General features: G+C 70.7%; 23 protein-coding genes. 9 read left to right on the top strand and 14 right to left on the bottom strand.

The features are described 5' to 3' along the window. Positions 1-1,092, bottom strand: coding sequence for an ABC transporter substrate-binding protein (locus K3769_RS19900; protein ID WP_267027753.1), 1,092 nt, complete (start codon positions 1,090-1,092; stop codon positions 1-3). 164 nt (positions 1,093-1,256) lie between these two features. Next, on the bottom strand, positions 1,257-2,270 hold the full coding sequence (locus K3769_RS19895) for a LacI family DNA-binding transcriptional regulator (protein ID WP_267027752.1): 1,014 nt from the start codon (positions 2,268-2,270) through the stop codon (positions 1,257-1,259). Positions 2,271-2,726: 456 nt separating this feature from the next. On the opposite strand from K3769_RS19895, the gene K3769_RS19890 reads away from it, so the two are divergent. Continuing rightward, positions 2,727-5,336, top strand: a complete 2,610-nt coding sequence (locus K3769_RS19890) for a PA14 domain-containing protein (RefSeq protein ID WP_267031450.1) — start codon at positions 2,727-2,729, stop codon at positions 5,334-5,336. A 99-nt stretch (positions 5,337-5,435) separates the two neighbouring features. Here K3769_RS19890 and K3769_RS19885 read toward each other — a convergent pair whose 3' ends face one another. The 5 genes from K3769_RS19885 to K3769_RS19865 all read right to left on the bottom strand — a co-directional run bounded on the left by K3769_RS19885 (position 5,436) and on the right by K3769_RS19865 (position 7,964). After that, positions 5,436-5,810, bottom strand: coding sequence for a toxin Doc (locus K3769_RS19885; protein ID WP_210894310.1), 375 nt, complete (start codon positions 5,808-5,810; stop codon positions 5,436-5,438). After that, positions 5,807-6,046 (bottom strand): hypothetical protein, encoded by a 240-nt coding sequence (locus K3769_RS19880; protein ID WP_189767570.1) that lies wholly within the window; start codon positions 6,044-6,046, stop codon positions 5,807-5,809. Before K3769_RS19880 ends, K3769_RS19885 begins: the two co-directional genes overlap by 4 nt. Positions 6,047-6,187: 141 nt before the next feature. Continuing rightward, complete coding sequence (locus K3769_RS19875; RefSeq protein ID WP_267027751.1) at positions 6,188-6,535, bottom strand: YciI family protein; 348 nt, start codon at positions 6,533-6,535, stop codon at positions 6,188-6,190. Beyond that, positions 6,532-7,482, bottom strand: coding sequence for a Vgb family protein (locus K3769_RS19870; protein WP_267031449.1), 951 nt, complete (start codon positions 7,480-7,482; stop codon positions 6,532-6,534). Before K3769_RS19870 ends, K3769_RS19875 begins: the two co-directional genes overlap by 4 nt. Before the next feature lie 86 nt (positions 7,483-7,568). Then, complete coding sequence (locus K3769_RS19865) at positions 7,569-7,964, bottom strand: VOC family protein (RefSeq protein ID WP_267031448.1); 396 nt, start codon at positions 7,962-7,964, stop codon at positions 7,569-7,571. Positions 7,965-8,146: 182 nt separating this feature from the next. Between K3769_RS19865 and K3769_RS19860 the strand changes: the two genes are divergently transcribed. The 3 genes from K3769_RS19860 to K3769_RS19850 all read left to right on the top strand — a co-directional run bounded on the left by K3769_RS19860 (position 8,147) and on the right by K3769_RS19850 (position 12,148). Further along, positions 8,147-8,740, top strand: coding sequence for a TetR/AcrR family transcriptional regulator (locus K3769_RS19860; protein ID WP_267027750.1), 594 nt, complete (start codon positions 8,147-8,149; stop codon positions 8,738-8,740). Positions 8,741-8,941: 201 nt separating this feature from the next. Then, positions 8,942-11,329, top strand: coding sequence for an excinuclease ABC subunit UvrA (uvrA, locus tag K3769_RS19855; RefSeq protein WP_282566858.1), 2,388 nt, complete (start codon positions 8,942-8,944; stop codon positions 11,327-11,329). A gap of 183 nt (positions 11,330-11,512) precedes the next feature. Beyond that, the gene (locus K3769_RS19850) at positions 11,513-12,148 is read left to right on the top strand and encodes a hypothetical protein (RefSeq protein WP_267027748.1); all 636 of its coding nucleotides are present in this window, start codon (positions 11,513-11,515) and stop codon (positions 12,146-12,148) included. A gap of 30 nt (positions 12,149-12,178) precedes the next feature. Here K3769_RS19850 and mraY read toward each other — a convergent pair whose 3' ends face one another. Then, complete coding sequence (gene mraY / locus K3769_RS19845) at positions 12,179-13,246, bottom strand: phospho-N-acetylmuramoyl-pentapeptide-transferase (RefSeq protein ID WP_267027747.1); 1,068 nt, start codon at positions 13,244-13,246, stop codon at positions 12,179-12,181. Positions 13,247-13,389: 143 nt separating this feature from the next. Then, on the bottom strand, positions 13,390-14,427 hold the full coding sequence (locus K3769_RS19840) for a saccharopine dehydrogenase family protein (RefSeq protein WP_267027746.1): 1,038 nt from the start codon (positions 14,425-14,427) through the stop codon (positions 13,390-13,392). A gap of 122 nt (positions 14,428-14,549) precedes the next feature. Between K3769_RS19840 and K3769_RS19835 the strand changes: the two genes are divergently transcribed. Together K3769_RS19835 and K3769_RS19830 are read left to right on the top strand one after the other, a co-directional pair. Beyond that, positions 14,550-15,494, top strand: a complete 945-nt coding sequence (locus tag K3769_RS19835; protein ID WP_267027745.1) for a helix-turn-helix domain-containing protein — start codon at positions 14,550-14,552, stop codon at positions 15,492-15,494. Between the two features lie 123 nt (positions 15,495-15,617). Further along, positions 15,618-17,255 (top strand): amidase, encoded by a 1,638-nt coding sequence (locus K3769_RS19830; RefSeq protein ID WP_267027744.1) that lies wholly within the window; start codon positions 15,618-15,620, stop codon positions 17,253-17,255. Between the two features lie 24 nt (positions 17,256-17,279). Here K3769_RS19830 and K3769_RS19825 read toward each other — a convergent pair whose 3' ends face one another. The 5 genes from K3769_RS19825 to K3769_RS19805 form a co-directional block, all read right to left on the bottom strand. Further along, entirely contained in the window at positions 17,280-18,707 is a 1,428-nt protein-coding gene (locus tag K3769_RS19825) for a cellulose binding domain-containing protein (RefSeq protein WP_267027743.1), read from the bottom strand. Positions 18,708-18,751: 44 nt separating this feature from the next. Beyond that, positions 18,752-20,302: a beta-N-acetylhexosaminidase gene (locus K3769_RS19820; RefSeq protein WP_267027742.1), complete on the bottom strand. Its 1,551-nt coding sequence runs from the start codon at positions 20,300-20,302 to the stop codon at positions 18,752-18,754. A gap of 84 nt (positions 20,303-20,386) precedes the next feature. Continuing rightward, positions 20,387-21,226, bottom strand: a complete 840-nt coding sequence (locus K3769_RS19815) for a carbohydrate ABC transporter permease (protein WP_267027741.1) — start codon at positions 21,224-21,226, stop codon at positions 20,387-20,389. Continuing rightward, entirely contained in the window at positions 21,223-22,212 is a 990-nt protein-coding gene (locus K3769_RS19810) for a carbohydrate ABC transporter permease (RefSeq protein ID WP_267027740.1), read from the bottom strand. Before K3769_RS19810 ends, K3769_RS19815 begins: the two co-directional genes overlap by 4 nt. 13 nt (positions 22,213-22,225) lie before the next feature. After that, positions 22,226-23,485 (bottom strand): extracellular solute-binding protein, encoded by a 1,260-nt coding sequence (locus K3769_RS19805; protein ID WP_267027739.1) that lies wholly within the window; start codon positions 23,483-23,485, stop codon positions 22,226-22,228. A gap of 330 nt (positions 23,486-23,815) precedes the next feature. On the opposite strand from K3769_RS19805, the gene K3769_RS19800 reads away from it, so the two are divergent. From K3769_RS19800 to K3769_RS19790, 3 genes are all read left to right on the top strand, one after another. After that, positions 23,816-24,655: a GntR family transcriptional regulator gene (locus K3769_RS19800; protein WP_267027738.1), complete on the top strand. Its 840-nt coding sequence runs from the start codon at positions 23,816-23,818 to the stop codon at positions 24,653-24,655. A gap of 162 nt (positions 24,656-24,817) precedes the next feature. Next, positions 24,818-25,402 carry a TerD family protein gene (locus K3769_RS19795; protein WP_267027737.1) on the top strand — a complete coding sequence of 195 codons (585 nt, stop codon included), beginning with the start codon at positions 24,818-24,820 and terminating at the stop codon, positions 25,400-25,402. 175 nt (positions 25,403-25,577) lie between these two features. After that, a complete protein-coding gene (locus K3769_RS19790) occupies positions 25,578-26,840 on the top strand; it encodes an MFS transporter (protein WP_267027736.1) in 1,263 nt (420 codons plus the stop codon). Positions 26,841-26,923 lie beyond the last annotated feature (83 nt).

Raw genomic sequence — 26,923 nt, 5'->3', positions numbered from 1 at the left:
TCAGTAGGCCTTGGCGATGTCCGACTCGGCGTTGGCCTCGGTGTACTCGGTGTCCTTGATCACGATGTCCTGCGCCACCTCGTCGCCCTTGGTGAAGCTGTCGAGGGTCTGGAAGGCGAGCGGACCGAAGCGCGGGTTGGACTCGACCACACCGCTGATCCAGCCGTCCACGATGCCCTGGACGGCGTTGCGCGTGCCGTCGATGGTCACGATCTTCACGTCGCCGGCCTTCTTGCCCGCGCCCTTGAGGGCGTTGACCGCGCCGAGGCCCATCTCGTCGTTCTCGGCGTAGATGCCCTTGATCCCGGGCTTGGACTGGATGAGGTTCTCGGTGACCGACTGGCCCTTCTCGCGGGCGAACTCACCGGTCTGCTGGAACACCACCTTGAGGCCGGGCGCCTCGGCCTTGATCTGGTCCACGAAGCCCTTGGTGCGTTCCGTGGTGACGTTGTTGCCCGCCGCGCCGAGCAGGATGGCGATCTCACCCTTGCCGCCGGTCGCCTCGATCATCTGGTCGGCGGCCCGCTTGCCCTGCTCCACGAAGTCGGAGCCGATGAAGCTCACATAGTCCTTGCAGGCCTCGGCGTTGATCTTGCGGTCGACGGTGACGATCGGGATGTGCTTGGCCGCCGCCGTCTTCAGCACCGGCTCCCAGCCGTCCGAGTTGAGCGGCGCGACGACCAGCACGTCGGCGCCCTTGGCGATGAGGTCCTGCACGTCGCTGATCTGCTTGGAGAACTGCGACTGGGCGTTGGCGGTGAGGAGCTTGATCCCGCGCTTCTTCGCCTCGGCCTTGATGGAGGCGGTCTCGGCGATCCGGAAGGGGTTGGCCTCCTTCTCGGACTGCGAGAAGCCGACCGTGGCGTTCTTGAGGTCGAGCTTCTCGCCCCCGAACGTGTCGATCGTGCAGGAGGGCCCGGAGCCGGCGCTCGGCGAGGCGACCTCCTGGCCCGCGTCGGCCTGCTGCTCGGTGGCCTTGTCGTCGGAGGAGTCCTCGGACTTGGTGCATCCGGTGAGTGCCAGGCTCGTGAGGATGCCGGTGGCGAGGAGGGCGCGAGCGGTGGTGCGGCGAGACGATGCGGTCGACTTCATGGAGATCCCCAAACGGCGCGGCCCCGGAGCTGAGAGCGCTCCCGGGAGTTCGGCACTTGACGGTCGATACGGCGTGCACGGCGTTCAGGGGAGGTTTTTACATCGTTGGAGAGGTCGTGTAAACCCCTCCGTCCGAAATCTCGACCGATTCGTTCGACCCGCCGTCAGCGCCGCCCGAGGGTGCTCTCCCGCTCCACCAGCCGGAACTCCGCCGTGAGTTCGCGTCCGCCGGGGTCCTGGCGGCCGGAAAGACTGCGCAGCAGCGAGGCCACCGCGAGGCGGGCGATCGCCTGTTTGTCCGGCGCGATGGTGGTCAGCGAGACGGCTCCGAACCGGCTCTCGGCGATGTCGTCGAAGCCGACCACGGCGATGTCCCACGGCACCCTGAGCCCGCGCTCGTGCAGCACCCGCATGGCACCGATCGCGATGAGGTCGTTGAAGGCGAAGACCGCGTCGGGCCGGTGGCCCGCGTCCAGCAGCTCGGCCATGGCCCGGGCGCCGTCGTCCCGGTCCCAGCCGCCGACGGGCACGATCAGGTCCTCGTCGGGGGTGAGGCCCGCCGTCGCCAGCTCCGCACGCCAGCCGTCGAGCCGCAGATGGGCGGGCCGGTTCGCGGAGTCCGTGCGGACCCCGAGATAGGCGATCCGGGTCCGGCCGCGATCGAGCAGGTGGCGCACCGCCGCCCGGGCCGCGGCGACGTTGTCGATCGCGATGTGGTCGAAGGGCAGACCGTACTCGCGCTCGCCGAGCAGCACCAGGGGCACGTCGTCGGCCCGGCCCCGCAGATCCTCGGCCTCCAGCTCCAGCGGGCTGAGGATCAGTCCGTCGATCACCCGGGCCCGGAAACCCTGGCTGACCAGCAGTTCCTGCTGCCGCTCGCCCCGGGTGTGGTCGAGCAGGACGGTGAACTCGTGCTCGGCGGCGGCGTCGATCACCGCCCCCGCCAGCTCGGCGAAGTAGGGGTTGCCCAGCTCGGGGACGGCCAGCGCGATGATGCCCGTACGGCCTTTGCGCAAATGCCGTGCGGTGAGGTTCGGCCGGTAGCCGAGCTCGTCGATCGCCTCCTGGACCTTGGTGCGCATCGCTGGGGTGATGTGCGGATAGTTGTTCACGACGTTGGAAACGGTCTTGATCGAGACGCCGGCCCGTTCGGCCACGTCCTTCAGGCTGACCCGCAAGGGATCTCCTCGGCATCGACGGGAACTCCGCGACCGGAGCTGTGTCATGAACCTGGACAGCGGGTGGGAGCCCGTGCTCTCATGCCAACTGCCTTTGCTTCCAACGTTGTACAGACTGAAGCTCCGAGCCGCCACCCTTCCTCACCCTAGGACGTGTCCGCAGAGCCCCGTCGCCCGCCCGGACCGCGGGACGGGCGGGACTCCGAGGACCCGGCCCCGGGAGTTGTCGACAGGCCTTTGTGGGGCGGCGGCCGGTGCTTCCGCACTGCCTGAAGGGCGTGGGACCCCGACCGGGCCGGGTGACGCCGGTCCCCGGGCGGGACCCCGTGCCCGGCGTGCGTAGGGACGCCGCCACCACCGGGCGTCGCCGCGCCGCGGGGATTCGTCAGAAGCTCCCTAGGAGGATTCGTGCGCATCACCCCACTCGCCTCACTCAAGTCACTCGGATCGCTCGGAGTGCTCAGATCGCGTGTACAACTCAGACAACGACTGGCTCTGTTCGTCGCGGTGTTACTCGGGGCCGCGGGACTCGCCGCCGCGCCGGTCGCGACCGCTGTGGAGGATCCTGTCGAGGTCCACGGCCTCAAGGGGGAGTACTACACCCAGTCCGCCCCCGGCGCCTTCGATTTCCACGAGCTCAAGGCCACCGGGATGGACGCGCGGCTCGACTTCGACAATCTGGAGTCGCGGCTGCGTTCCGCGACCGGGAAGTCGGACGACGTGAGCGTGCGCTGGACCGGCCGGATCGTGCCGGAGAAAACCGGTCCCACCACCTTCTCGATCATTGGGGACAACGGCTTCCGTCTCTGGGTGGACGGGAAACTCACCATCGACCACTGGGTCGACGACTGGGACCGCGAACAGACCGCCGAACCGGTGGAACTGACCGCCGGCACCGCGTACGACATCAAGGTCGAGTACTTCGAGCACTACGGAGGCTCCAACCTCCATCTGCGCTGGACCCCGCCCGGCGGCACCAAGGCCGCGATTCCGCAGTCGGCGTTCCTGCTGCCCGCGGGTTACGACTACGACGGGGCCGTCGCCACCACCGTCCTCCAGGACGGCCGGACGCTGCGCCTAGACTTCGCCCAGCGGCTCAACGCGCCCCCGGCCGGTCTCGTCGACCACCTCGACGCGGTCATCGGAGGGGCCACCTGGCCGCTCGGCCGTGTCAAGCTCGACCCGGCCGACCCCAAGTCCCTGCTGATCGCGCTCAAGGAACCCGTGGTCGGCAACAAGACCGGCACCGCGCGCGGCAGCGCCGATGTGCGCTACGACGGAGCGGGGGGCCTCTCCGCCAGGGACGGCAACGTTGTCAAGCCCTTCTGGAGCAGCGGCACCAACCTCTCGACCCACCAGCTGAGCACCAAGTGGGGCAAGGACGTCACCCCGGCGAACGCCCACCGCGAGTACCCGAGGCCGCAGCTCACCCGCGACGACTGGAAGAACCTCAACGGCAGCTGGCAGTTCGCCGCGGCCGAGGCGGGGGAGCGGCCCCCGGTGGGCAGGCGGCTCGCCGAGAAGATCCTCGTCCCGTACCCCGTCGAGTCCCAGCTCTCCGGCATCGAACGGCACGAGGACCGGATGTGGTACCGGCGCACCTTCACCGTCCCGAAGGACTGGAGGATCGGCTCGAAGCAGCGCCTGCGGCTCAACTTCGGCGCGGTCGACTGGCGTTCCGAGGTCTACGTCAACGGTACGAAGGTCGCCGACCACCAGGGCGGCTACGACAAGTTCAGCGCCGATGTCACCGACGCCCTCGAGCCGGGCAGCACCCAGGAGCTGATCGTCGGCGTCTACGACCCGACGGACGCCGCGGACGGCGAGAACCCGCCGATCGGCAAGCAGCGCCTGGACCCGAGCGGCATCTGGTACACGCCGTCCTCGGGCATCTGGCAGACCGTGTGGATGGAGCCCGTCGCCGCCGACCACGTCGACTCGCTCGCCCTCACCCCGGACGTCGGGGCGGGCACGCTGACGGTCGCGCCGAAGGGCGTACGCGACGGAGTCCGGGTGACCGCGACCGCGTACGAGGGCAAGCGCAGGGTGGCCACCGTCTCCGGCCGCACGGGCAGTCCGCTGACGCTGAGGATCCGTGACGCGCGGCTGTGGTCGCCGGACGACCCCTTCCTGTACGACCTCAGGGTCCGCGTCGGCAAGGACCGGGTGGAGAGCTACTTCGGTATGCGGTCCATCGCCGTGGAGAACGTCGAGGGGACCCCTCGGACCGTCCTCAACGGCAAGCCGGTCTTCATGATGGCCACCCTCGACCAGGGATTCTGGCCGGACGGTCTGCACACCGCGCCGAGCGACGAGGCCCTGGCCTACGACCTGAAGATGCACAAGGCGATGGGCTTCAACTCGGTCCGCAAGCACATCAAGGTCGAACCCGACCGGTGGTTCTACTGGGCGGACAGGCTCGGCCTGCTGGTGTGGCAGGACATGCCGGCCATGACGGCGGGCGTGAACCCGTCCGCCAGTGCGCGCGCCACGTACGAGCGTGAGATGAAGCAGATGATCGACGAGCACATCAGCAGTCCGTCGATCGTCATGTGGGTCACCTTCAACGAAGGGTGGGGCCAGTACGACGTGGGCCGCATCGCCGAACAGGCCAAGGCCTGGGACCCGACGCGGCTCGTCAACAACCAGTCGGGCCTCAACCTCGGCGCCGACGGCGGTACGGGCGACCTCATGGACGAGCACGGCTATCCGAGCCCCGCGCTGCCACCCCGTCCGGACGGCAGGAGGGCGCTGGTCATGGGCGAGTACGGCGGTCTCGGACTCGCCGTGCCCGGACATGCCTGGTCGGTGCAGCAGTCCTATGTCGACGTCGACCCGGCCACGTACACCGACGACTACCTCACCAAGCTCGCCGAGGTGCACGCGCTGGCCTGCAAGGGCGGCAACGGCGCGGTGTACACCCAGATCGCGGACGTCGAGGGCGAGCTGAACGGGCTGATCACGTACGACCGCGCGGTCGTCAAGCCCGATGTGCGGCGGGTGAAGGCGGCGCACGAGGCGTTGATCGACGACGTGTCGCGGGCGACTCCCGCGGGCTGCGTCTGACGTCGTGCGCCAGGGCCGCCCGGTGAGATGCCTCCCCGCCGCTCACCGGGCGGCCACCCGCGCCCGCGGTGAGGTCCGCGCCGACCGGCCTGCCCGGCGTCAGATGCGCCAGGTACGGATCCGGTCGGCGGCCTGGTAGACCGTGGCCTTGCGGGCCTGTATGTCACGCACCAGCTCCACCAGCGCCCCGTAGGGCGGATCGATGCCCTCGGCGGAGGTGTGCATGTAGGCGACGGCGACCTGGCAGGCGTACAGGGAGTTCCGGTACGGCAGGGGCTCCAGCCGGACGATCGTGTGCAGGAGCGCCGCCGCCCGCCAGGACGCGTCCGGGGTGGCCAGCCCGGGGCGCGGGATACGGGTCTTGTGACGGGCGACCGCGGCCACCAGGGCGGAGTAGTCCCCGACCGTCACGTCCTCGGGGACGGCCTGCTCCTGGATGTCGAGCAGCCACGCGATGTCGACATGGAGCATCAGGCGGCTTCGGCTCCCTGGTGGCGGCCGGCCGGCGGGATCTCGTCCGGGAACGCCTCGTCGAACTCGGCGCGCCGCAGCTCGCCCCACGAGACGGCGTAGCGCACGAACTGCTGGCGCTGGCGTTCACGCAGGGAGAGGTCGTGGACGTACTGCTTGAGGGAGGTGCCTGCGGCTGCGGCTGCGGCTCGCAGTTCCTGCATCTCCTCGTCGCTGTAGGTGATGTTCAAGGACGGCATACGCGGATGGTACCTAGTAGGTACCGGGCGGGCAAGCGGGGCCCTGCCGGGGGCATGCGTGGTGTGGTTCCGGCAGGGCTCGCCCGCGGGCCGGGCGCTGTGCCATCGGGCCCATGTCCCGTGGTGGCCGGCCCGTGGTGGTCAGGCGGATTCGAGGATCGGGCGGATCTCGACGGTCTCCGGGGTGGGGAGGCTCCTGGCCAGTTCGACGGCTTCCGCACGGTCGGCCACCTCGACGACGAACCAGCCGCCGAGGGTCTCCTCGCCGGTCCGCGCGGGCCCTTCGGTCACCGTCGTCGACCCGTCGGCCGTGGTGCGCACCGTCGCGGGAATGATGTGTTCGGTCTCCAGGGCCTCGCCCCCGACCAGCTTCCCGGCTGCGGCGAGGCCGCCGATCCAGCCTTCGTACTCCTTGCGGTACGTGGCTCGGTCGGCCCGGATCCGGCGGCGTGACTCGTCCGTTTCGAAGATCACGAGTGCGTATTTCATGGCAGTTCCTCTCCGGCCGCCGTACGGGCGACCGCTGTTGCCGGGGTGCGGGAAGCGGTTCGGTCAGGGGGGTTGTCCGCCGGGACGACGCGGGCGAGTACGCCGATCTCCAGCGCGGTCCACAGGGCGCCGTCGGGACCGACGGCGATGCCGTGCGGTTCGGAGTGGGGAGTGGGCAGGTCGTGGAGGCTGAGGGAGCCGTCGGGGGTGATCCTGCCGACGCGGTTGCCTCCCCATTCGGTGAACCAGGCGGCGCCGTTCCCGTCGACGGTGACGGCGTGCGGCCGGGCGGTGCGGTCGGGCAGCGGGAACTCGGTGATGCGTCCGTCAGGAGTGATCCGTGCGATCTGCCCGGCGGCGATCTCGACGAACCACAGCGCTCCGTCACGGCCGGCGGCGATCCCGACCGGCGCCGCCGACTCGGTCGGCAGGGGATGGAGGGTGATCGCGCCGTCCATGCCGATCCGCCCGATGGCGTTGGCCTGGTTGAGCGTGAACCACATCCCGCCGTCGTCCCCCGTGGTGATCGCCGAGGGAAACGCACCGGTGACGGGCAGCGGGAACTCGGTGACGCGGCCGTCGACAGTGATCCGGCCGATGCGGTCGGCGGCCGTCTCGGTGAACCACAGGGTGCCGTCGGGTCCCGCCGCGATGCCGAACGGTCCGCAGCCCGGGGTGGGCACGCCGAACTCGTCGACGGCGCCGTCCGTGGTGATCCGGCCGATCCGGTCCGCCCGGTACTCGGTGAACCACAGCGCGCCGTCCGGACCGGGGGTGATGACGGTCGGCCCGCAGGAGGGGTCGAGCCGGTGGATCGTCGGCTCCCCACCGGGGACCATCCGGCCGATCCCGCCCTGGTGGACGAGGGTGAACCACAGCGCACCGTCCGGCCCCGTGGTGAGCGCGTAGGGTCCGGCCGCGCTGTCCGCCACCGCGTGCTCTTCGATCGATACCTGGGTGTTGCCTGCCCGGGTCCTGGAGGGCCGGGCGCTGGAGGCCCGGCCGCTGGACGACTGGTCGCCGGATGACTGGATCAAGAGGACCCCGACCCGTGCTCGGCCCACTCGACGAACTGGACGATCACACCGTTGGGGTCGGTGACCTGGAAGAGGCGCTCACCCCACGGCTCCTCGCACAGCGGCATGGTGACCTCGACCCCCTCGGCGCGCAGCCGCTTCTCCTCGTCCTCGATGCCGGTGGTGGTGAAGGCGAGGATCAGGCCCCGGGCGTGCTGGTCCCGCTGGTCGGCCGGGAGCACTTCGGTGCCACGGGCGAGCAGGACGATGTCCATCGCGGCGTCCTCGCGCGCCAGGGAGGCGAATCCGTCGGCGGCGGCCCGTTCGGCATAGCCGAGGTGGGTGGTGAAGAACCGCTGGGACGCGGCGACGTCGTCGACGGTGAGCGAGACGGTGGACGCGGTGATCTGCAATGTGCTTCTCCTCATGGATCTCCGGATGCGGGTTCGACGGGTGCGGGGCCCTGCGGCTGCGGATTCTCGGGGCGGCCGGAGTGACGCACTCCATCGGCACCCCCCGTGCCGATGACGGGGTCCAGAGTGCCCGGTCGGATTCCGGCTGTCAACGGCACTGGTTGTGCCGATAGAGTCGGCGCATGACCACCGACGACGCCGCCGAGCCCCGCCGCCGTGGCGCGGTGCGCACCGAGGAGCTGCTGCGGGTCACCTTCGAACTGGCCTCGGAGGTCCGCTACTCGGACCTGACGATCGCCGCGGTCGCGCGCCGGGCCGGCGTCGGGAAGCACACCATCTACCGACGCTGGCCGACGAAGTCCGAGCTGCTCCTTGACGCACTGCACCGCACCCTCGGCCCCGACCTCGACTACCGGGACACCGGCGACGTCCGCGCCGACCTGCGCGAGCAGTTCGTCCGCTCCAGTGCCGCCCTGCTGAGCCCCGCCATCTGGCCCGTCTACCGCGCCGTCATCATCGCGTCCCAGGACGACGACGCGCTGCGCGAACGGCTCTACCGGCAGTTCCTCGCCGTGATCGAACAGCGCACCCTGGACCGCCTCACCAGCGCCCAGCGGGCCGGCGAACTCGTCGCCGACACCGACCTGACCTACCCCGCCGAGGTGTTGTGCGGGGCCCTTTACTACCGAGGGCTGCTGTCCACCCGTCCCGTCGACGAAGCGGCGATCGACGGCCTGCTCGACATGTTCATGGCCGCCTACGCCGTCTCTCCGTGATTCCTCGCGACATCCGGTGACTCCTCGCCCCTCTGCCCCGGGCCCGAGGTGCCGAAGTGGGGCGGGCGGGTCAGGCTGGATGGGGGGCCGCCCATCCGAGGAGGGGTTGTGGAGCGTGCCGCGTCCGACCCGTTCGTCCATGTCAGAGGTGCCGCCGAGCACAATCTCAAGAACGTCGACGTGGATGTTCCCCGCGACGCCATGGTCGCCTTCACCGGGATCTCCGGCTCGGGCAAGTCCTCGCTGGCCTTCGGCACGCTCTACGCCGAGGCCCAGCGGCGGTACTTCGAATCCGTCGCACCCTATGCCCGACGGCTGCTCCAGCAGGTCGGTGCCCCGCACGTCCAGGAGATCTCCGGGCTGCCGCCGGCCGTCGCCCTCCAGCAGCGGCACGGCGCCCCCAGTTCGCGCTCCACGGTCGGCACCCTCACCACGCTGAGCAACCTGCTGCGCATCCTGTACTCCCGCGCGGGCACCCCTCCCCCCGGCGCCCCGCGGCTCCCCGCCGAGGCGTTCTCACCCAACACCGCCGCCGGTGCCTGTACGCGCTGCCACGGGCTGGGGGCCGTCGTCGACGTGGCCGAGGACCTGCTCGTACCGGACCCCTCCCTGAGCATCCGCGACGGTGCCATCGCCGCCTGGCCCGGCGCCTGGCAGGGCGCCAATCTGCGCAGCGTCGTGAGCGGTCTGGGCATCGACATCGACAGACCGTGGCGCAGGCTCAGGAAGAAGGACCGGGACTGGCTGCTCTACACCGACGAGCAGCCGTCCGTGCTGATCGAGCCCGAGGCCGACCGGATCGACTACGGCTACCACGGCAAGTTCTGGAGTGCGCGGGCTCATGTCATGCATGTCCTCGCCGACTCCAAGAGCGAACGGATGCGGGAACGGGCGATGCGCTTCGTACGGAGTGTGCCCTGCCCCGAGTGCGAGGGCAGCGGACTGCGGCCCGACGCCCTGGCCGTGACCTTCGCCGGGCACTCCATCGCCGAGGTCAACGCGCTGCCCCTCACCGAGGTGGCCGCCCTGCTGCGGCCCGTCGCGGAGCTGCCCGGCGCCGGGGCGGCCACCACCACGGACCTGGCGGACGAGACGAACGAGGTCGCGGTACGGATCTGCGCGGACCTGGTCGCCCGGATCGAGGTGCTGCTCGGGCTCGGCCTCGGCTATCTCGGTCTGGGGCGCCGCTCGACGACCCTGTCGCCCGGCGAGGCGCAACGGCTGCGCATCGCCACCCAGCTCCGTTCCGGACTGTTCGGTGTCGTCTACGTCCTCGACGAACCCTCCGCCGGGCTGCACCCGGCGGACGCGGAGCCCCTGCTCGACGTGCTGGACCGGCTCAAGTCGTCGGGCAACTCCCTCTTCGTCGTGGAGCACGACATGGACGTCGTGCGACGGGCGGACTGGGTGGTGGACATCGGCCCGGCGGCGGGCGAGGGCGGCGGACGGGTCCTCTACAGCGGCCCGGTGCCCGGCCTGGAAGCGGTCGCGGAGTCCGCCACCGGCCGCTGGCTGTTCGGGCACGCCGCGCCGGTCGAGCACCGCCCGCGCGAGCCGCGGGGCCGGCTGCGCCTGAGCGGCGTCTCCCGGCACAACCTGCGGGACGTCTCGGTGGACATCCCGCTGCGGGTGCTGACAGCGGTGACCGGGGTGTCCGGATCCGGGAAGTCCACCCTGGTGACCCAGGTGCTCGCCGAGGTCGTACGCGGCCACCTGGGCCTGGACCCGGACGAGAACGGCAGTGACGGGGAGGACGCCGAGCTGGAGGTCGACCTGCGGGGCGCGGCGGGACTCGACTCCTTCGACCGGCTGGTACGGGTCGACCAACGGCCCATCGGCCGGACGCCCCGCTCCAACCTGGCGACGTACACGGGCATGTTCGACGCGGTCCGCAAGCTGTACGCGGCGACCGACGAGGCACGGAAGCGCGGGTACTCGGCGGGGCGGTTCTCCTTCAACGTCGCGGACGGCCGCTGCGAGACCTGCCAGGGCGAGGGGTTCATCGAGGTCGAGCTGCTGTTCCTGCCCGGTACGTACGCGCCGTGCCCCGCCTGCCACGGCGCCCGCTACGACCCCGAGACGCTCGAAGTCACCTACCGGGGCAGGAACATCGCCGATGTCCTGGCCATGCCCGTGGACGAGGCCGCCGGATTTCTCGCCGAACTCCCGGCCGCCGCACGGAGCCTGGAGACGCTGCGGGAGGTGGGGCTGGGATACCTGAGGCTGGGGCAGCCCGCGACGGAGCTGAGCGGCGGTGAGGCCCAGCGCATCAAACTGTCCACGGAGTTGCAGCGGGCCCGTCGCGGACACACCCTCTACCTCCTCGACGAGCCGACGGCCGGACTCCACCCCGCCGATGTCGCGCTGCTGCTGCGCCAGTTGCACCGGCTCGTCGACGCGGGCAGCACGGTCGTCCTGGTCGAACACGACCTGGACACGATCGCCACCGCCGACTGGATCATCGACCTGGGCCCCGGCGGCGGGGACGCGGGCGGGCGCGTGATCGCCGAAGGCCCACCCGCGAAGGTGGCGAAAGCACGCCGCAGCGCGACGGCACCGTACCTGGCACGCCGGCTGGCGGGGTCCTGAACCGACGCCCACGCCCGGCCGGCCGGCGCGGGAATCGGACAGCGCCGGCGCGCCAGGGGGGAGTGGCACCAGGGGAACTATTTGGCCACAGAGGGTCCACAAGTCCCGCTCGCAACGTCATGATGCATGCCTCGGCAGCACCACACAGGGGGACACATGGGCCACGACTCGACACCGCCACTCATGCCGGAATCCCCGCGCCCGCCCGAGTCCCCGCCACCGGTGAAGAGGAACCCCTCGAACGCGGTCGTCATCGGCTCCGCGGCTGCCGTCGTCGTCGCCGTGGTCGCCACGGGCATCGCGGTGAGCGGCAGCCGTGACGGCGCGGCCACACCGGGCCCGACCGTCACGGTCACCGAGGTCGCGCCGGCCGACGACGCGCCCGCCGCGGCCGGCCACGACACCGAACCGGTCGCCGAGGAGTCCGGCGACGGCGTCCACGGCCTCACCGAGGCGGTCTCCTACGAGAACGACGTGGAAGTGAGCCTGTCGAAGTTCTCGCGGGGCGTGTCCGGCGACTACGCGTCCCCGGCGAACACGCCGTACGCCAAGTTCACCATCAAGATCGTGAACGATTCCGACGCCGGCGTCAGCGCCGACGAACTCAGCGTCAACTGCGCCTACGGCGACGAGGGCAAGGAAGGGGACGCCATCTTCGACGAAGGGCTCGACGGGCTCCCCGAGACCCGCGTTCTCGCCGGCCGCTCCCTCTCCGTCGTCTGGGCCTGCGAACTCCCCAAGGACCAGGAGTACTTACAGGTGGAGGTCGCGCCCGACTACGAATCGGAGACCGCCGTGTTCACCGGGCATGTGAAATAGGCGCCGGCCCCCCTCGGACGAGGCGGGTCCTCAGCCCGCCACCCAGCCCGCGTAGAACACGCCGATCCCGAGGATGACGCAGATCCCCTGGATGGTCCAGAAACGGACCACGACCAGCACCTCGGACCAGCCCTTGAGTTCGAAGTGGTGCTGCAGCGGGGCCATCTTGAAGACCCGCTTGCCGGTCAGCTTGAACGAGCCCACCTGGATGACCACGGACAGGGTGATCAGCACGAAGAGCCCGCCCAGCAGGGCGAGCAGCAGTTGGGTGCGCGAGCAGATGGCGAGCCCCGCAAGCGCCCCGCCGAGGGCGAGCGAACCGGTGTCACCCATGAAGATCTTGGCGGGTGACGTGTTCCACCAGAGGAACCCGATACAGGCACCCATCAGCGCGGAGGCGACGACGGCCAGGTCGAGCGGATCGCGCACCTCGATGCAGGAGCCGGGATCGGTGAGGTTCATCGCGTTGGCACACGAGTTCTGGAACTGCCACAGCCCGATGAAGGTGTAACCGGCGAGGACCATCGCCGAGGCACCGGTGGCCAGTCCGTCCAGGCCGTCCGTCAGGTTCACGCCGTTGGACATGGCCAGGATCATGAACAGGGCCCATACGACGAACAGCACCGGGCCGATGGTCCAGCCGAAATCGGTCACGAACGACAGCTTCAGCGAGGCGGGTGTCAGTCCGCGGTCGTCGGCGAACCGGATCGCCAGGACGGCGAACAGGATGCCGACGATCAGCTGGCCCGCCATCTTGGCACCGGCCCGCAGTCCCAGCGAACGCCGCTTCACGATCTTGATGTAGTCGTCGAGGAACCCGACGACACCCATGCCCGCCATCAGGAACAGCACCAGCACACCGGGGAACGTCGGCGGCTCACCGGTGATGACCTTGGTCAGGGCGTACGCGGCGAGGGTGGCCAGGATGAAGGCGATGCCGCCCATGGTGGGCGTGCCGCGCTTGCCGTGATGCCCGCGGGGTCCGTCGTCACGGATGAACTGGCCGTAGCCCTTGCGGGCCAGCAGCTTGATCAGCAGTGGTGTGCCGCCGAGTGTCAGGAACAGGCCTATGGCCCCGGCAAACAGGATCTGGTTCATCGGACGGCGGTTTTCCCCTCGACTGCGTTCTCGTGCGTGACCGCCGCACCTGCGCGGGCGGCTGTCGCAGCCCACACCCTATGCATAGAAGCAATCGCTGTACGCCGGTGGGTAGTTGCCGCCCGAAGCTCCGTCGCCGGAGGCTACTTCGTCGTCGTGTACGTGATGTGCGGGGCGAGCGCGTCGAGGAAGTCGGGGGCGTCGAAGACAGCACCTGCGAAGGCGACACCCGTCCTGCCGGTCCGTCCGTCCAGGACGCGCCGGACGGCCTCCACGGCGAGGGGCGCGGTGACGGCGTAGATGTCCTGCCCCGCGGCGGTGGCACGGCGCTCGGTGCCGCCGGACCGTACGAGGACATCGACGAGGAAGGTCTGCGCGGACCGCCCGCCGCTGTCGACGGCGGTGGGCGCCGGAGTGTCCGGGGCCGCCAGGTCACCGGCCGCCTCCGTGGTCATGTAGGTGCGCACCTCGGGGATGGCCAGATGGCTGGGGACGGTGACGACATCGGCCATCGTGAACTCCCCGATGACGGCCCGCGTGCCCAACGGAGCGGGAAAGTGCCAGTCGAGGGTGGGCAGGTCGTCGCGGTGGTACTCGAGGCGCCCCCGCCGGTGGCGCACGCGCCGTCCCTCGCGCCGCGCCTGCACGGCGGCGCCCGCGACACGCGTCCCGGTGGTGGGGTGCCAGCCGCTCAGCCCGTAGGCGATGTGTGCCTCGTCGGCCCCGGTCCAGTCACCCATGGCCGCGGTGACCAGCAGATCGCCGAGTCCGCCGAAGAAGGCCATCGCGGGCACGACCACGGTGCCGGCGGCGCGGGCGCGGTCGTCGAAGTGCGCGAGCGTGTCGGCGTTCGCCTCGATCTCGGCCGCCACGTCGACGTACGGGATCCCGGCGCGCAGGGCCGCCTCGATCACGGGAGCGGCCGTGGTGGTGAACGGCCCGGCGCAGTTGACCACCGCCGCCGCACCGGCCAGGGCGCGGTCGAGCGCGGCCGGATCGTCCACCGACGCGGGCCGGACGTCCGGCCCGGGACGGGCTGCCGCCAGCGCCCGCAGCTTGTCCGCGTCGCGGCCGGAGAGGACCGGGACGAACCCGCGCCTCAGCAGCTCCGCCACCACGAACCGCCCGGTGTGCCCGTACGCGCCGAACACCGTCACCCTGTGCCCCGAACCCGGTTTCATGACTGCTCCCCGTACTAGAAGGCCCATCGGGATCCGTTGTCCGGATCCGCTGTGATCATCCTGGCCGGTGCGGGTGTCCGCTCGTGAGTGTCCGGAACGACATGCCCCGTACAATTACGGACATGGGTTCTGTCGCGGTGGTCGCCACCGAGGGGATGCTGCACTTCGAACTGTCCGTGGCCTGCGAGGTGTTCGGCAGCGCCCCGGCGGGAGTGGACGTCCCCTGGTACGACGTCGAGGTCTGCGGGTCCGCCGCCGTACGGGTCGGCCGGTTCCGGCTGGAGCCCGACCACGGGCTCGACCGGCTGCCGCACGCCGACACGGTCCTCGTTCCGGCCTGGGCCGACGTCGACGAGGACCCGCCCGGCGAACTGGTCGACGCGGTGCGCGCGGCCCACGAGGCGGGCGCACGGGTGGCTTCCCTGTGCACGGGCGCCTTCGTGCTGGCCGCCGCCGGACTGCTGGACGGCAGGCGCGCCACCACGCACTGGGCGCACACCGACGTACTCGCCGCCCGCCACCCCCGCGTACAGGTCGACCCGGACGTGCTCTACGTGGACAACGGCAGCGTGCTCACCTCCGCCGGCAAGGCCGCCGCGATGGACCTGTGCCTCCACCTCGTCCGCCGCGACCACGGTTCGGCCGTCGCCAACGCGGTGGCCCGCCGCCTGGTCGTACCGCCGCACCGGGCCGGCGGCCAGGCCCAGTTCGTCGCCGCGCCCGTACCCGCCCGCGACGACCACCCGCTCGCCGCCCTGCTGCCCTGGGTGATCGAACGCCTCGACCAGCCGCTGACCGTGGACGACCTGGCACGCCGGGCAGGGATGAGCGCACGCCATCTCGGCCGTCACTTCAGAGCGGCGACCGGCACCACCCCGCTGCAGTGGCTCCTGTCCCAACGCATCCGCCGCGCCCAGGAGTTGCTGGAGACCACCGACAGCGGTGTCGAGGCCGTCGCGGAGGCCACCGGCATGGGTACGGCCACGACGCTGCGCCGCCACTTCAACCACACGCTCGGCGTACCGCCGGACACCTACCGCCGCACCTTCCGCTCACGGCCGTCCTGAACGCACCGGAAGGTCTTTCCGACCCTCCGGCTGTCCCCCGCCGCCGCAGGGGGCTGCTCGCAGCACGGAAGCGGGGGACAGCCGGAGCGAGAAACGCCCGCCGCGTCTCTACCGTTCTGGTGCATGACGTCCCAGGAGCCGCACCGAACGGACCGGACCGACACACCCCGCCGCACCGTGCTCGCACTGGGCACCGCCGTGGCCGCCACACCCCTGCTCGGCGGGACCGCGGCCCAGGCCCGTACCGCGAGCGGCACGCGCCACGCGCCGGCCCCGGCACCGCACGAGCTGGACATCACCGAACTGCGCCGACGGATGGCTGACGGACGGCTCGACGCCGAACGGCTCACCCGCCACTACCTGGAACGCGTCGAACGTGTCGACCCGTTCCTGCACTCCGTGATCGAGGTGAACCCCGACGCCCTGCGGGAGGCCCGGCGCCTGGACGCCGAGGGCGACCCCGGCAAACCCCTGCACGGTATGCCCGTGCTGCTCAAGGACCTGGTGGAGACCGCGGACCGGATGCACACCACGGCCGGGTCGCTCGCCCTGCGGGGCCTGCGTCCGGCGGCCGACGCCACGGTCGCGGCCAGACTGCGCGCGGCCGGTGCGGTCATCCTCGGCAAGACCAACCTCAGCGAGTGGGCGGGCGGCATGTCACTGACCCACCACGCGGGCTGGAGCGCCCGCGGCGGGCAGACCCGCAACCCCTACAAGCTGGACCGGTCACCGAACGAGTCGAGCTCCGGGAGCGCGGTCGCCGCCGCGGCCGGCCTGTGTGCCGCCGCGATCGGCACCGAGACCAACGGCTCCATCATCGACCCCTCCTCGGCCAACTGCGTGGTCGGGGTGAAGCCCACCGTCGGTCTGGTGGGCCGCGGCGGGGTGATCCCCGGCGTGCCGAGCCAGGACAGCGTCGGCCCGATCGCCCGCACGGTCCGCGACGCCGCGATCCTCCTCGGCGTCCTCGTCGGGGTCGACGACCGTGATCCGGCGACCAGGGCGAGCCGCGGCCACTTCCACCGCGACTACACTCGCTTCCTCGACGACGACGGGCTCAAGGGAGCACGGATCGGCGTACCGCGCACGGTGTACTTCGGCTACAGCCACCACGCCGACGACATCGCGGAACGCGCGATCGCCACCCTGCGCGAGGCCGGGGCGACCGTGGTCGACCCGGCCGACATCCCGACCGCCGAGCGACTGGAGGACCTGCCCAGCTCGATGATCGTCCAGGCGTACGAGGTCAAGCGCGCCCTCAACGGCTACCTGGCCGCCGCCCCCGGTGACCACCCGCGGGACCTCGCGGAGTTGATCGCGTTCAACCGCGAACACGCCGACCGCGAGCTGCGCTATGTGCGACAGGACGGCCTGGAGGCCGTGCACGCACTGGACTTCGGCGAACGCGAGTACCGACAGGCGCTGGCCACCAACCACCGCCTCTCACGCGCCGAGGGCATCGACGCGGCGCTGCGCCGGTACCGCCTGGACGCACTGGTGATGCCCACCACCGGGCCGCCCGCGAAGATCGACCTGATCCGCGGGGACAGCTACGGCGGAGGGGCCTCGACACCCGCCGCGCTCGCGGGATACCCCGCCGTCAGCGTCCCGGCCGGCTTCGCGTTCGGCCTGCCCGTCGGGCTGACGTTCATGGGCACGGCGTGGAGCGAACCGGTCCTGCTCCGGCTCGCCCACGCCTACGAGCAGGCCAGTGGGGTCCGACGTCCGCCTGCCTACCGGCCGGCGGACGTCGGCTTCTGACCACGGGCGCGCGGAGAGGGGCTGTCAGCTGCCGGGCACGGTGTCCTGGAAGGTGGTGCCCGCGCTGCGGTAGGCGTTCAGCCTCGTGGTGACCTGCGCCGGTGTGAGGACCTGGTCCTTCACGTGCAGGACGTAGTCGACCTGCTGGTCGTACGCCCGCGCGGTGGTGCTGGTCTGACCCGCGAGGTCGATCAGCCACTGGTTGAAGTTGATCGACATGGGCCGCTCCGGCAGGTACGCGGAGCCGTGCGTACCGAAGAGCTGTCCGTCGATGTAGTACTTGATGCTGTTGTTGTCGATGGTCAGCACCAGGTCGTGCCAGCCGCTGAAGCTCCGCCTCGCCTCGGTGTGCTCGTTGACCGCCACCCACGGCTCGGCCTGGTAGGTCTCCCAGGACGTCGTGTAGAGGATGTTGGACGGCTCGCCCCAGCCGCCGTTGGGCAGGTACTCGAAGTCGTACTCGGAGTAGTCGTCCGCCAGCGGTGCCTTGAGGTCGTTGATGGTGAAGAACGTCTGGACGAGGCGGTCGCCGTCCGGACCGTACTTGGGCGCGTCGTTGAACCGGACCCGGGCCGCGTAGGTGCCGTTCTTGAACTTCGTCGCCTTGGTGAGGATCTCCGTCTGCTTGGTGCTCGCCGCGGTGCCGGCGGTCGAGGTCTCCAGGTTCATGACGGAGTTGCCGCCCGTGGTGGCGAAGGTGACCTTGTCGGGAGCCCAGGTGGCGCCCGGCACCCCGGGGCCACCGGAGTTGGAGCGTACGTTCCAGCCGTTCGCCGAGATCCGCGGATCGCTGTAGCCGCTGTAGTTGAAGTCGTCGAACAGCGTGGCGGCGTCGGCCGGGGGATCGGTCGGCGGGTCGGTGGGCGGATCCGTCGGCCCGTTGCCCGCGGGTGCCTGGCCCCACACGGTGGTGCCGCCCAGCTGCGCGGTCACCTTGGACCAGTCGCCGTACGACGTCTGGGAGGCGCCGAAGGAGTAGTCGTCGCTCTGGTCGAGCGACGCCCATGACGACTGGTAGAAGCGCAGTTGAAGATCGCCGGTGTCGGCGCCCGGGGCGAGCGAGCCGGCCCCCGAGGTGAAGCCGATCTCCAGATAGCGGTCGGCCGTGGCGGTCGGGTTGGCGAGCGTGCCGAACGTCCCCGTGACGTTGGCGCAGCCCTTGACGGCCCAGGAGCAGGCGAAGCGGTAGTTCGCGCTCGCGGAGTCGGCCTTGAAGTAGTACCGGACCTTGACGCTGCTCAACTGCACGGTCGCGGTACCGGTGTTCTTCACCTTGAGCCACGGCTCGGACTGGTCGGCGCCCGCTCCGGTCGCGCTCGTACGGTACTGGACGCTGAGTCCGTCGGCAGCCGCGCTCGCGGTGGCCGGGAGTGCGGTGAGCGCGGCGGCGCCCAGGGCCACCGCGACGGCGGTGTGTGCGGTGGCGCGCAGCCGGTTCTTCGCGAATCTCATGGTGGTTCCTCTCCAGTAGGGGGTGAGGCCGGTGGGGGGTGAGGTCAGGGGTGGTGGGGGACGCCGAGTGCGTCGAGCCGGGCCGTGTGTCCGTCGATCCGGGACCGGAAGTCGGACCAGTCGGTGGCGCCGCTCCAGCCGCGCTCCGCGAGGGCACACAGCCGTGGATAGGTGAGGTATTCGATGTGTGCGGGCGTCCTGACGAACTCGGTCCACAGCTGGGCCTGCGTGCCGAGCACCCGCCCGGCGGCCTCGGCGTCCGCCTTCTCGGGCACCGGGTCGTGGGCGTGGACGGCCCGCAGATCGACCACGGCTCCGGGCTGGGCGGGCGGCTCGTCCGGGCCGTCGGACTGGGCGTAGTCGAGATAGGTGGCCCGGTGATGCGCGTTGATCACCGAGTGGCCGCGGCGGGCCGCCGTCAGGGTGTGGGCCGGATCGCGCCAGGTCATCACGGTGAACTCGGGGGGCAGTTCGGCGCCGGTCTCGGCCCAGCCGACCGGTCTGCGCCCGTTCTTGACGACATGCTCGCCGATCTTCCCGAGGAACCAGCCGTGCAGTGCCTCGGGACCCGGCAGGCCCTCCGCCGCCACCCGTTCACGTGCGGCGGCGCTGTGCGTCCACTCGTGGGTCGGGCACTCCTCGCCGCCGAGGTGGATGTACGGCGAGGGGAAGACGTCCATGACCTCGTCGAGGACACCGCGGCAGAAGTCGAGGACCTCGTCGTGGACACCGAGGACGGTGTCGCACACACCCCAGCGCGTCCACACGCCGAGGGTGCGCCCGGGGTGGTTGCCCAGGGAGGGACAAGCGGCGAGTGCGGCACGTACATGACCCGGCATCTCTATCTCCGGCACGACGGTGACGCCCCGCGCGGCGGCGTACCGGACCAGGCCGGTCAGTTCGCCTGTCGTGTACGCCCCACCGTGCGGGATTCCGTCGTACACCCCGCTGCCGGCCGGACCCCGCTGGGACTCGGCGCGGTGGCCGCCGATCTCGGTGAGCTGGGGACGGGCGGCGACCGGCATGCGCCAGCCCTGGTCGTCCGTGAGGTGGAGATGAAAGACGCTGATCTTGTGCAGGGCGAGCAGGTCGACGTACCGGCGCAGATAGGAGACCGGCTGGAAGTGGCGTGCCACGTCCAGCATCGCGCCGCGCCAGGGGTGGCGGGGGACGTCGGTGATGTCGGCGCACGGCAGCGGCCACCGGGTGACGCGCTGCGGGTCCGCCGACAGGGCGGCCGGGGGCAGGAGTTGACGGACCGTCTGGATGCCGCGGAGCAGGCCGGTGGGGTGCGCGGCCCGCAGCAGCACGGCGTGCGGGTCGACGGTGAGTACGTACCCCTCTTCGCCCAGGCCGCCGAAGTCGCCCGGCCCGCCGGGGCCGGGGCCGAGTGCCAGGGTGAACTGCCCCGCGGGGGAGGGACGCAGGGGCAGGCCGGTGGCGGGGGCCAGCAGGGTGCGCAGCAGTTCGGCGGCCGGTTCGGCGCCTTCGCCGATCCGCAGGGTTGTGTCCGCGTCGAGGGTGAAGTGTCCTGGCCGGAGCGCGACCTCGGTCGGCCGGGGGATGAGAGTGGGTGGGGGTGGCTGTGCGGGCACGGATCGCCTCCGGAGGGAGTGCACGGGGAGCACAGGACGAGGAGCGCAGGGCGGGGGCGGGGGCGCGGGGGCGAACGGCAGGGGTCAGCCCTTGACCGCGCCCGCGGCGAAACCGGACGTGACATGGCGTTGGAGCAGCAGGAACACCACGAGTGCCGGGGCCGCGAAGAGGGTCGAGGCGGCCATGGTGGCGCCCCAGTCGGTGCCGAAGACGTTCTGGAAGGAGGACAGCCACACGGGCAGGGTGCGGTTGTCCTGCTGTTTGATGATGAGGAAGTTGGCGTAGGCGAACTCGTTCCAGGCGGTGATGTAGCCGAAGAGCGAGGTGGCCATGAGACCCGGTGCCAGCAGCGGGAACGCGACGTGCCGGAACGCGCCGAGCCGCGTGCAGCCGTCGACCTGAGCGGACTCCTCCAGCTCGGGCGGGATCGTGCCGATGAAGCCGCGCAGGACGATGACCGTGAAGGGCAGGGTCATCATGAAGTAGACGAGGGTCAGGGTCGGCAGCCGGTCCAGCATGCCGGTGTCCCGCGAGATGATGTAGACCGGGATGATCAGTGACTCCCAGGGCGCCATCTGGGCGATGAAGACCATGAGCATGAACTGCCGGCGCCCCCTCCACCTCATCCGCGCGACCGCGTAGGCGGAGCCGAGCGCGACGACGAGGGAGAGCAGGACTGCGCTCAGCGTGACCAGGAGGCTGTTGCGCCAGAACAGGCCGAAGCCGTCGGCGCCGACAGCGGTGCGGAAGTGGTCGAGCGTCCAGGTCCGCGGGACGAGCCGGGGACTGACGGACTGGATGTCGCGGGCCGGGGTGAACGCGGTCGCGACCATCCAGTAGACCGGGAACAGACAGAGCGCGACCGTGACGACGGCGGCGGCGTTGAGAGGGACGCGGCGCATACGGGGGCGGGTCGTGCTCATGCGAGCTCGTCCTCCTGGCGGAACATCTGACGGAAGTAGAGGACCAGCACGCCCGACATCAGCACGACGGTCACCATGGAGGCCGCCGACCCGAGGTCGTACCGCTGGCTCGACAGGGCGGTCTGCACCGCGTACACGGGCAGGATCGTGGTCGCGTCACCCGGACCGCCGTTGGTCATCACCCAGATCTGGACGAACGCCTTGAACGTCCAGATCACTTCGAGCGAACACACCAGCAGGAAGATCGGCCGTACCACCGGGAAGGTGAGGGACCAGAAGATCCGCGTCCCCGACGCCCCGTCGAGCCGCGCCGACTCGTACAGCTCGACGGGGACGGTGGTGAGGGCCGAGTACAGGGTGATCGCCGCGAACGGCACGGACTGCCACACGACGAGGGCGACCAGGATGGCGAAGGCGGCCGGTCCGTGCGCGAACCAGGCGTAGCGGTCGAAGGACGCGAACCCCAGGTCCTTCAGGACCGCGTTGACGATGCCGAACTCCGAGTGGAACAGCCACTGGAAGACGGTGGTCGCCGCGATGACGGGCATCGCCCAGGCCAGGACGAGTGAGCTGAGGACCGCGGTCCGGCCGAACCGGCCGAGCCGTTCGATCATCAGCGCGACCAGGGTGGACAGCACCATGATCAGGACGACGTCGACCGCCATGAAGAGGAAGGTGCGGCGCACGACCTCCCAGAAGCGGCTGTCCCCGAGCAGCGTCCCGTAGTTGTCGAGCCCCACGAACCGGGCGTCGCCCAGGATGAGTTGCCGCAGACCGAAGTCCTGCAGCGAGATCACCACGGCGCGCACCAGCGGATAGACGAGCAGATAGAGCGTGCCGAGGACGGCGGGTGCGATCAGGACGTACGGCCAGACGCCGGGCCCGCCGTCCTTGGACGGGCGGCGCGGTCCTGAGCCGGGGGAGCGCCGGGGGTGCCCGGTGCCCGGCGGGGGATGGGGCGCGGTCTGCTCTCGGACGGCCGTCACGGCACACTTCCTCTCAGGTGCCGGCGTTCATCGCCGTGGTGACGGCCTCGGACGCCTTGGCCGCTTCCTTGTGCGCGTCGCCCCCGGTGAGTACGGCGGTCAGGTAGTCCTTGATCGGGTTCTTGGCCTCGACGGCGGCCCAGCCGGGTGTGTTGGGTGTGGCGTGGCCCTCGGCGGCGCCGACCGCCATGGCCGAGGCGCCCGGGTCGGAGGCGACCGCGTCGGACAGCGTGGTCTTGTTCGGTACGTAGCTCATGGCGACGGCGAGCTTCTTCTGCCAGGTGTCGCCGGTGAGTTCCCTGACGAAGGTGTAGGCCGCGTCCTGTTGGGCGGAGGCCGTGGGGATGACGAGGTCGGAGCCGCCGGTGAAGACGGCGCCGGGGGTGCCGGCGGTCTTCCCCGGGATCGGGAAGAAGCCGAGCTTGTCCTTGAGCGCGGGGTTGTTCTCGACGACCGTGTTGGCGCCGCCCGGGGACGAGATGATCTGGGCGACCTTCCCCTTGGCCATCACGTCCGCCTGCGGGGGACTGGCCTCGTCGGAGTCCTTGGGCCCCCTACCGAGCGCCTGCAGCTTCTTGTAGAACTCCATGCCGCGGACGGCCTCCGGGGTGTCCAGCGAGCCCTTCCACCGGCCGCCGGACTCGACGGCGAGGTCACCGCCCTCGTCCCAGACGAAGCCCGCGAGGGTGTACCAGTTCTGGCCGGGCAGGTAAATGCCCTGCGTGTCACCGGCGTCGAGCTTCTCGGTGGCGGCGGTCCACTGGTCACGGGTCTTGATCGCGGCCGGGTCGACGCCCGCCTTCTCGAAGAGGTCGGTGCGGTAGATGACGACGCGGTTGGCGGCGTAGTACGGGATGCCGTACTGCCTGCCCTCGTAGGCCCCGGGCTCGGCGAGGCCCTTGAGCCAGTCCTTCCCGCCGAGTTCGCCGACCTTGTCGCTGAGGTCGAGCAGGCCCCCGCTCTGGGCGAACTGGGCGACCTGGGTGTTGCCGGTCTCGATGACGTCCGGTGCGTCGCTGCTGGCGAGGGCCGCCGTGACCTTCTCGCCGATGCCGTCCCACTCCTGGATCTGGACCTTGACCCTGATGTCGGGATGAGCGGCCTGGAAACTCTTGACGAAGTCCTTCTGGAACCGCTCCGACACGCTGTCGCGCATCAGCCAGACATCGATGGCGGTGCTCCCGTCGTCGGAGGCGTCGGAGGAACTGCTGCAGGCACTGAGCCCGGTGGTCACGACGAGCGCGGACACACCGGCGAACAAGCGGAGCTTCACGGTTCACCTCTGAAGGACATCAGCGGACCACCTGACCAGTGAAGCCCACTGGACAGCTCACCTCTCGATGCGGGGATGAAACTGGCATAGACCAATCGGTGACGTCAACCCCTGCCGCAGCATGGGTTGTTGAGTCTCCGACGAGTCAGTTCTCAGGTGTCGACGCGTAGACAGCGGTTACACTTCGCCCCACCAGGAGTGACACGGCGCACGGCAACTGGTCAACTGGTAAAGGCGCTGTCGCGCACGAGAGTGCGAAAGGCGCAGCATGGGGGAGCGACATGAGGGTGGGAGAGGCATGAGGGGGAGCGGTATGAAGGTGGGGGCGGCATGAGGGAGGACGCGTCGGGCGCGGTACTGAAACGGGAGCGGGTCCGCGACTTCGTCCTCGACCTCGTCGAGTCCCGCAGCCCCGGTGACGCCATCCCCTCCGAGCGCTCCCTGTGCGCCCGGCTGGGCGTGTCCCGCCCGACCCTGCGTGCGGCGGTCGACGAACTCGTGGCCGCGGGCCTCCTGGTGCGGGAACACGGCCGGGGCATGTTCGTCGCACCGGAGAAGATCACCCAGGAACTCGTCTCCGGGCGGCAGACCATGACGGCACCTCAGGCCTCCGGTGCCTGGTCGAGCCGCCTGCTGGAGTTCACCACCTTCGCGGCCGGCGCACGCGTGGGCCGCAGACTGCGGATGTCGCCCGCCGCCGAGATCGTGTACGTGGCACGGCTGCGCCTGGTCGACGGCGCCCCGATGGCCATCGAGCATCTGCACATCAGGGCCGACCTGGTCCCCACCCTGTCCGCGCGGGAACTGGAAGCGGGCGACCTGTACGAGCACCTGCGCGAACAGCACGGCGTCCATGTCCAGGAGGCCGTGCAGGCCATCGAGCCGACCGTCGTCACCCGCGCCGAGGCCGAACTGCTCGACGTTCCCGAACTGTCCCCGGCGCTCCTCTTCGAACGGCTCACCTCGGACACCACCGGCCGGCCCGTCGAATACGTCCACTCGATCTACCGCGGCGACCGCTACCGCATCGTCTCCCGCCTCACCCTCGATCCCTCCGCCACCGAACCAGCGACCCGCCTCGGCCATCACCCGGGCATCCCGCCGGGCGACTTCGCCCACCGCGAGACCATCGCGTCCTCCACGCGGGGGGACATCCAGGCGGGCCAGTGAGCCGTCCCGCGGTGAGGGGACGGATCGCCCGATGGGTGTATCGGGGCGCCTGTGACCCGAGCGGGGCGGGGATCTGGTGATTCGTACGGGTCCCGGGCTATGTGGTGTGACACGGGGCAGGCACACTGCATACAGGCATTCTCACGATCAAGAGGAACAGGCATGATCACGCTTACGAAGGAAGACGGCCCGGCGGATCTCGACGGAGTGACCCATCTGTCGATCGGGGTCTCCTGGGACCCCACCGTCGGCAGCAGCGGCGGACTGATCGGCAAGCTGCGCCAGAAGACCGGCACGGACCTCGACCTGATCGCCATCGCCATGCAGGGCTCGGACCCGGTCCGACTGGCGGGTCTCGACTCCCTGGACCCGCTGGGCAACGGCTCGTTGGTGCACACCGGCGACAACCAGACCGGCAAGGGCGCCGGTGACGACGAGACGGTGACCGTCGAGTTCGCCCGTGTCCCTGGGAACATCACCTCGATCGTCTTCGTCGCCGCCGCCTACAAGAAGAGCAGCTCCTTCCAGAAGGCGCGCAACATCAGCTTCAAGGTGTACGACGCCAGCGGTGGCAGCACGCAGCAGGTGGCGGACATCTGGCCGAGCCTCCTCAGCAACGACAACGGCTGCGCCGTCGCCAAGGCGATCCGGGTCGGCGGGGCCTGGAAGCTGCAGGTCATCAACGAGACAGGGAAGATCAAGCAGGGCGACGAGCAGGCCCTGATGCGCTTCGCCGCGAGCAAGTAGGTCACACGCGAGCGATCGCGCGGATGCGGGACGGCCGCGCGGATGCGGGACGGGGCGGGACCGGCGCACAGGTCGGTCCCGCCCCGCCGTGTGTGTCACCCCTGTGTCATCACCCGCGTGGCCTGCCGATATTCAGGAGTGTACGTTCGTACGCTCCCGCTATAGGCTCATCCTCATGACTGTTGACGTACTGCGCCGGCCCGCGTCGGCCGAACGGCGGGCCCGGGCGGCCGTCGCCGTGCTGTTCTTCACCAACGGAGCCCTGTTCGCCAACCTCCTGCCGAGGTATCCGCAGATCAAGGCGGATCTCGGCATAGGGAACGCGGCCTACGGCCTGGCCGTCGCCGCGTTCCCGGCCGGTGCCATCGCGGCCGGTCTCGCGGCGGGAGTGGTGATCCGCCGGATGGGCTCGGCGCGGGCGGCGGTGGCCGGTACCCTGCTGACCGGCGCGGGCATCCTCGTCGCGGGTCTGGCCGACTCGGTGCTGCTGTTCGCGGCGGCGCTGTTCCTGGCCGGGGCGATGGACGCGGTCACCGATGTGGCGCAGAACGCCCACGGACTGCGCGTGCAGCGACGCTACGGACGTTCCATCATCAACTCCTTCCACGCGATCTGGTCCATCGGCGCCGTCACCGGCGGAGCCATGGCCGCCGCGGCGATCGCGCTCGGCCTCTCACGCGGGCAGCACCTGGCGATCTCGGGTGTGGTGTTCGCAGTGGCCGCGTGCGTCGCCCTGCGGTTCTGCCTGCCCGGCCCCGAGACGGAGCGCGAGCCTGAGACAGAGCCCGAGCCCGAGACCGAGATCGGGTCGATGCCCGGTTCGGCCGCCGAGTCCGGTCCCGGCGGCGGAGGCGGACGGCAGGCGGGGCGTCCGACGGCCGGCCGGCGTACCGCGTACGTGCTGGGCGCCCTGGTGCTCATCGCCACGGCCGGGACACTCGTCGAGGACGCGGGCAGTTCCTGGGCCGCGCTCTATCTCTCCGGCTCGCTGTCCGCGTCGGTGACGCTGGCCGCCTCCGGCTACATCGCGCTGGTCGGGGCCCAGTTCGTCGGCCGCATCATTGGTGACCGCCTCGTCGACCGGTTCGGCCAGCGCACGGTGGCCCGCGCCGGCGGCGCCGTCGTCGTGGTCGGTATGGGCCTGGCGCTGGCCGCGCCCACGGTGCCCGGCACGATTCTCGGGTTCGCCGCGGCAGGGTTCGGTGTGGCGACGCTGGTCCCCGCGGCCATGCACGAGGCCGACGAACTGCCCGGCCTCAAACCGGGCTCGGGACTGGCCATCGTCTCCTGGCTCATGCGCCTCGGGTTCCTGGTCTCCCCGCCCGTCGTAGGACTGGTCGCCGACGCGGCGAGCCTGCGGGCGGGCCTGCTCGTGGTGCCCCTGGCCGGCCTGCTGGTGCTCCTGCTCGCCGGAGTGCTGCAGCCCGGACGCCGGTAGGCCCGGCCCCCGGCTTCCGATCCCGGCTCCCGGCCGAGGGCAGCGTTTTCCGGGTCGCGGACCGCCGTCGAGTGTACGATCGT

The organism is Streptomyces ortus (assembly GCF_026341275.1).
GTDB classification, from domain to species: domain Bacteria; phylum Actinomycetota; class Actinomycetes; order Streptomycetales; family Streptomycetaceae; genus Streptomyces; species Streptomyces ortus.
The sequence above is the reverse complement of the archived record's forward strand: the minus strand, read 5'-3'. Positions and strand labels throughout refer to the sequence as shown.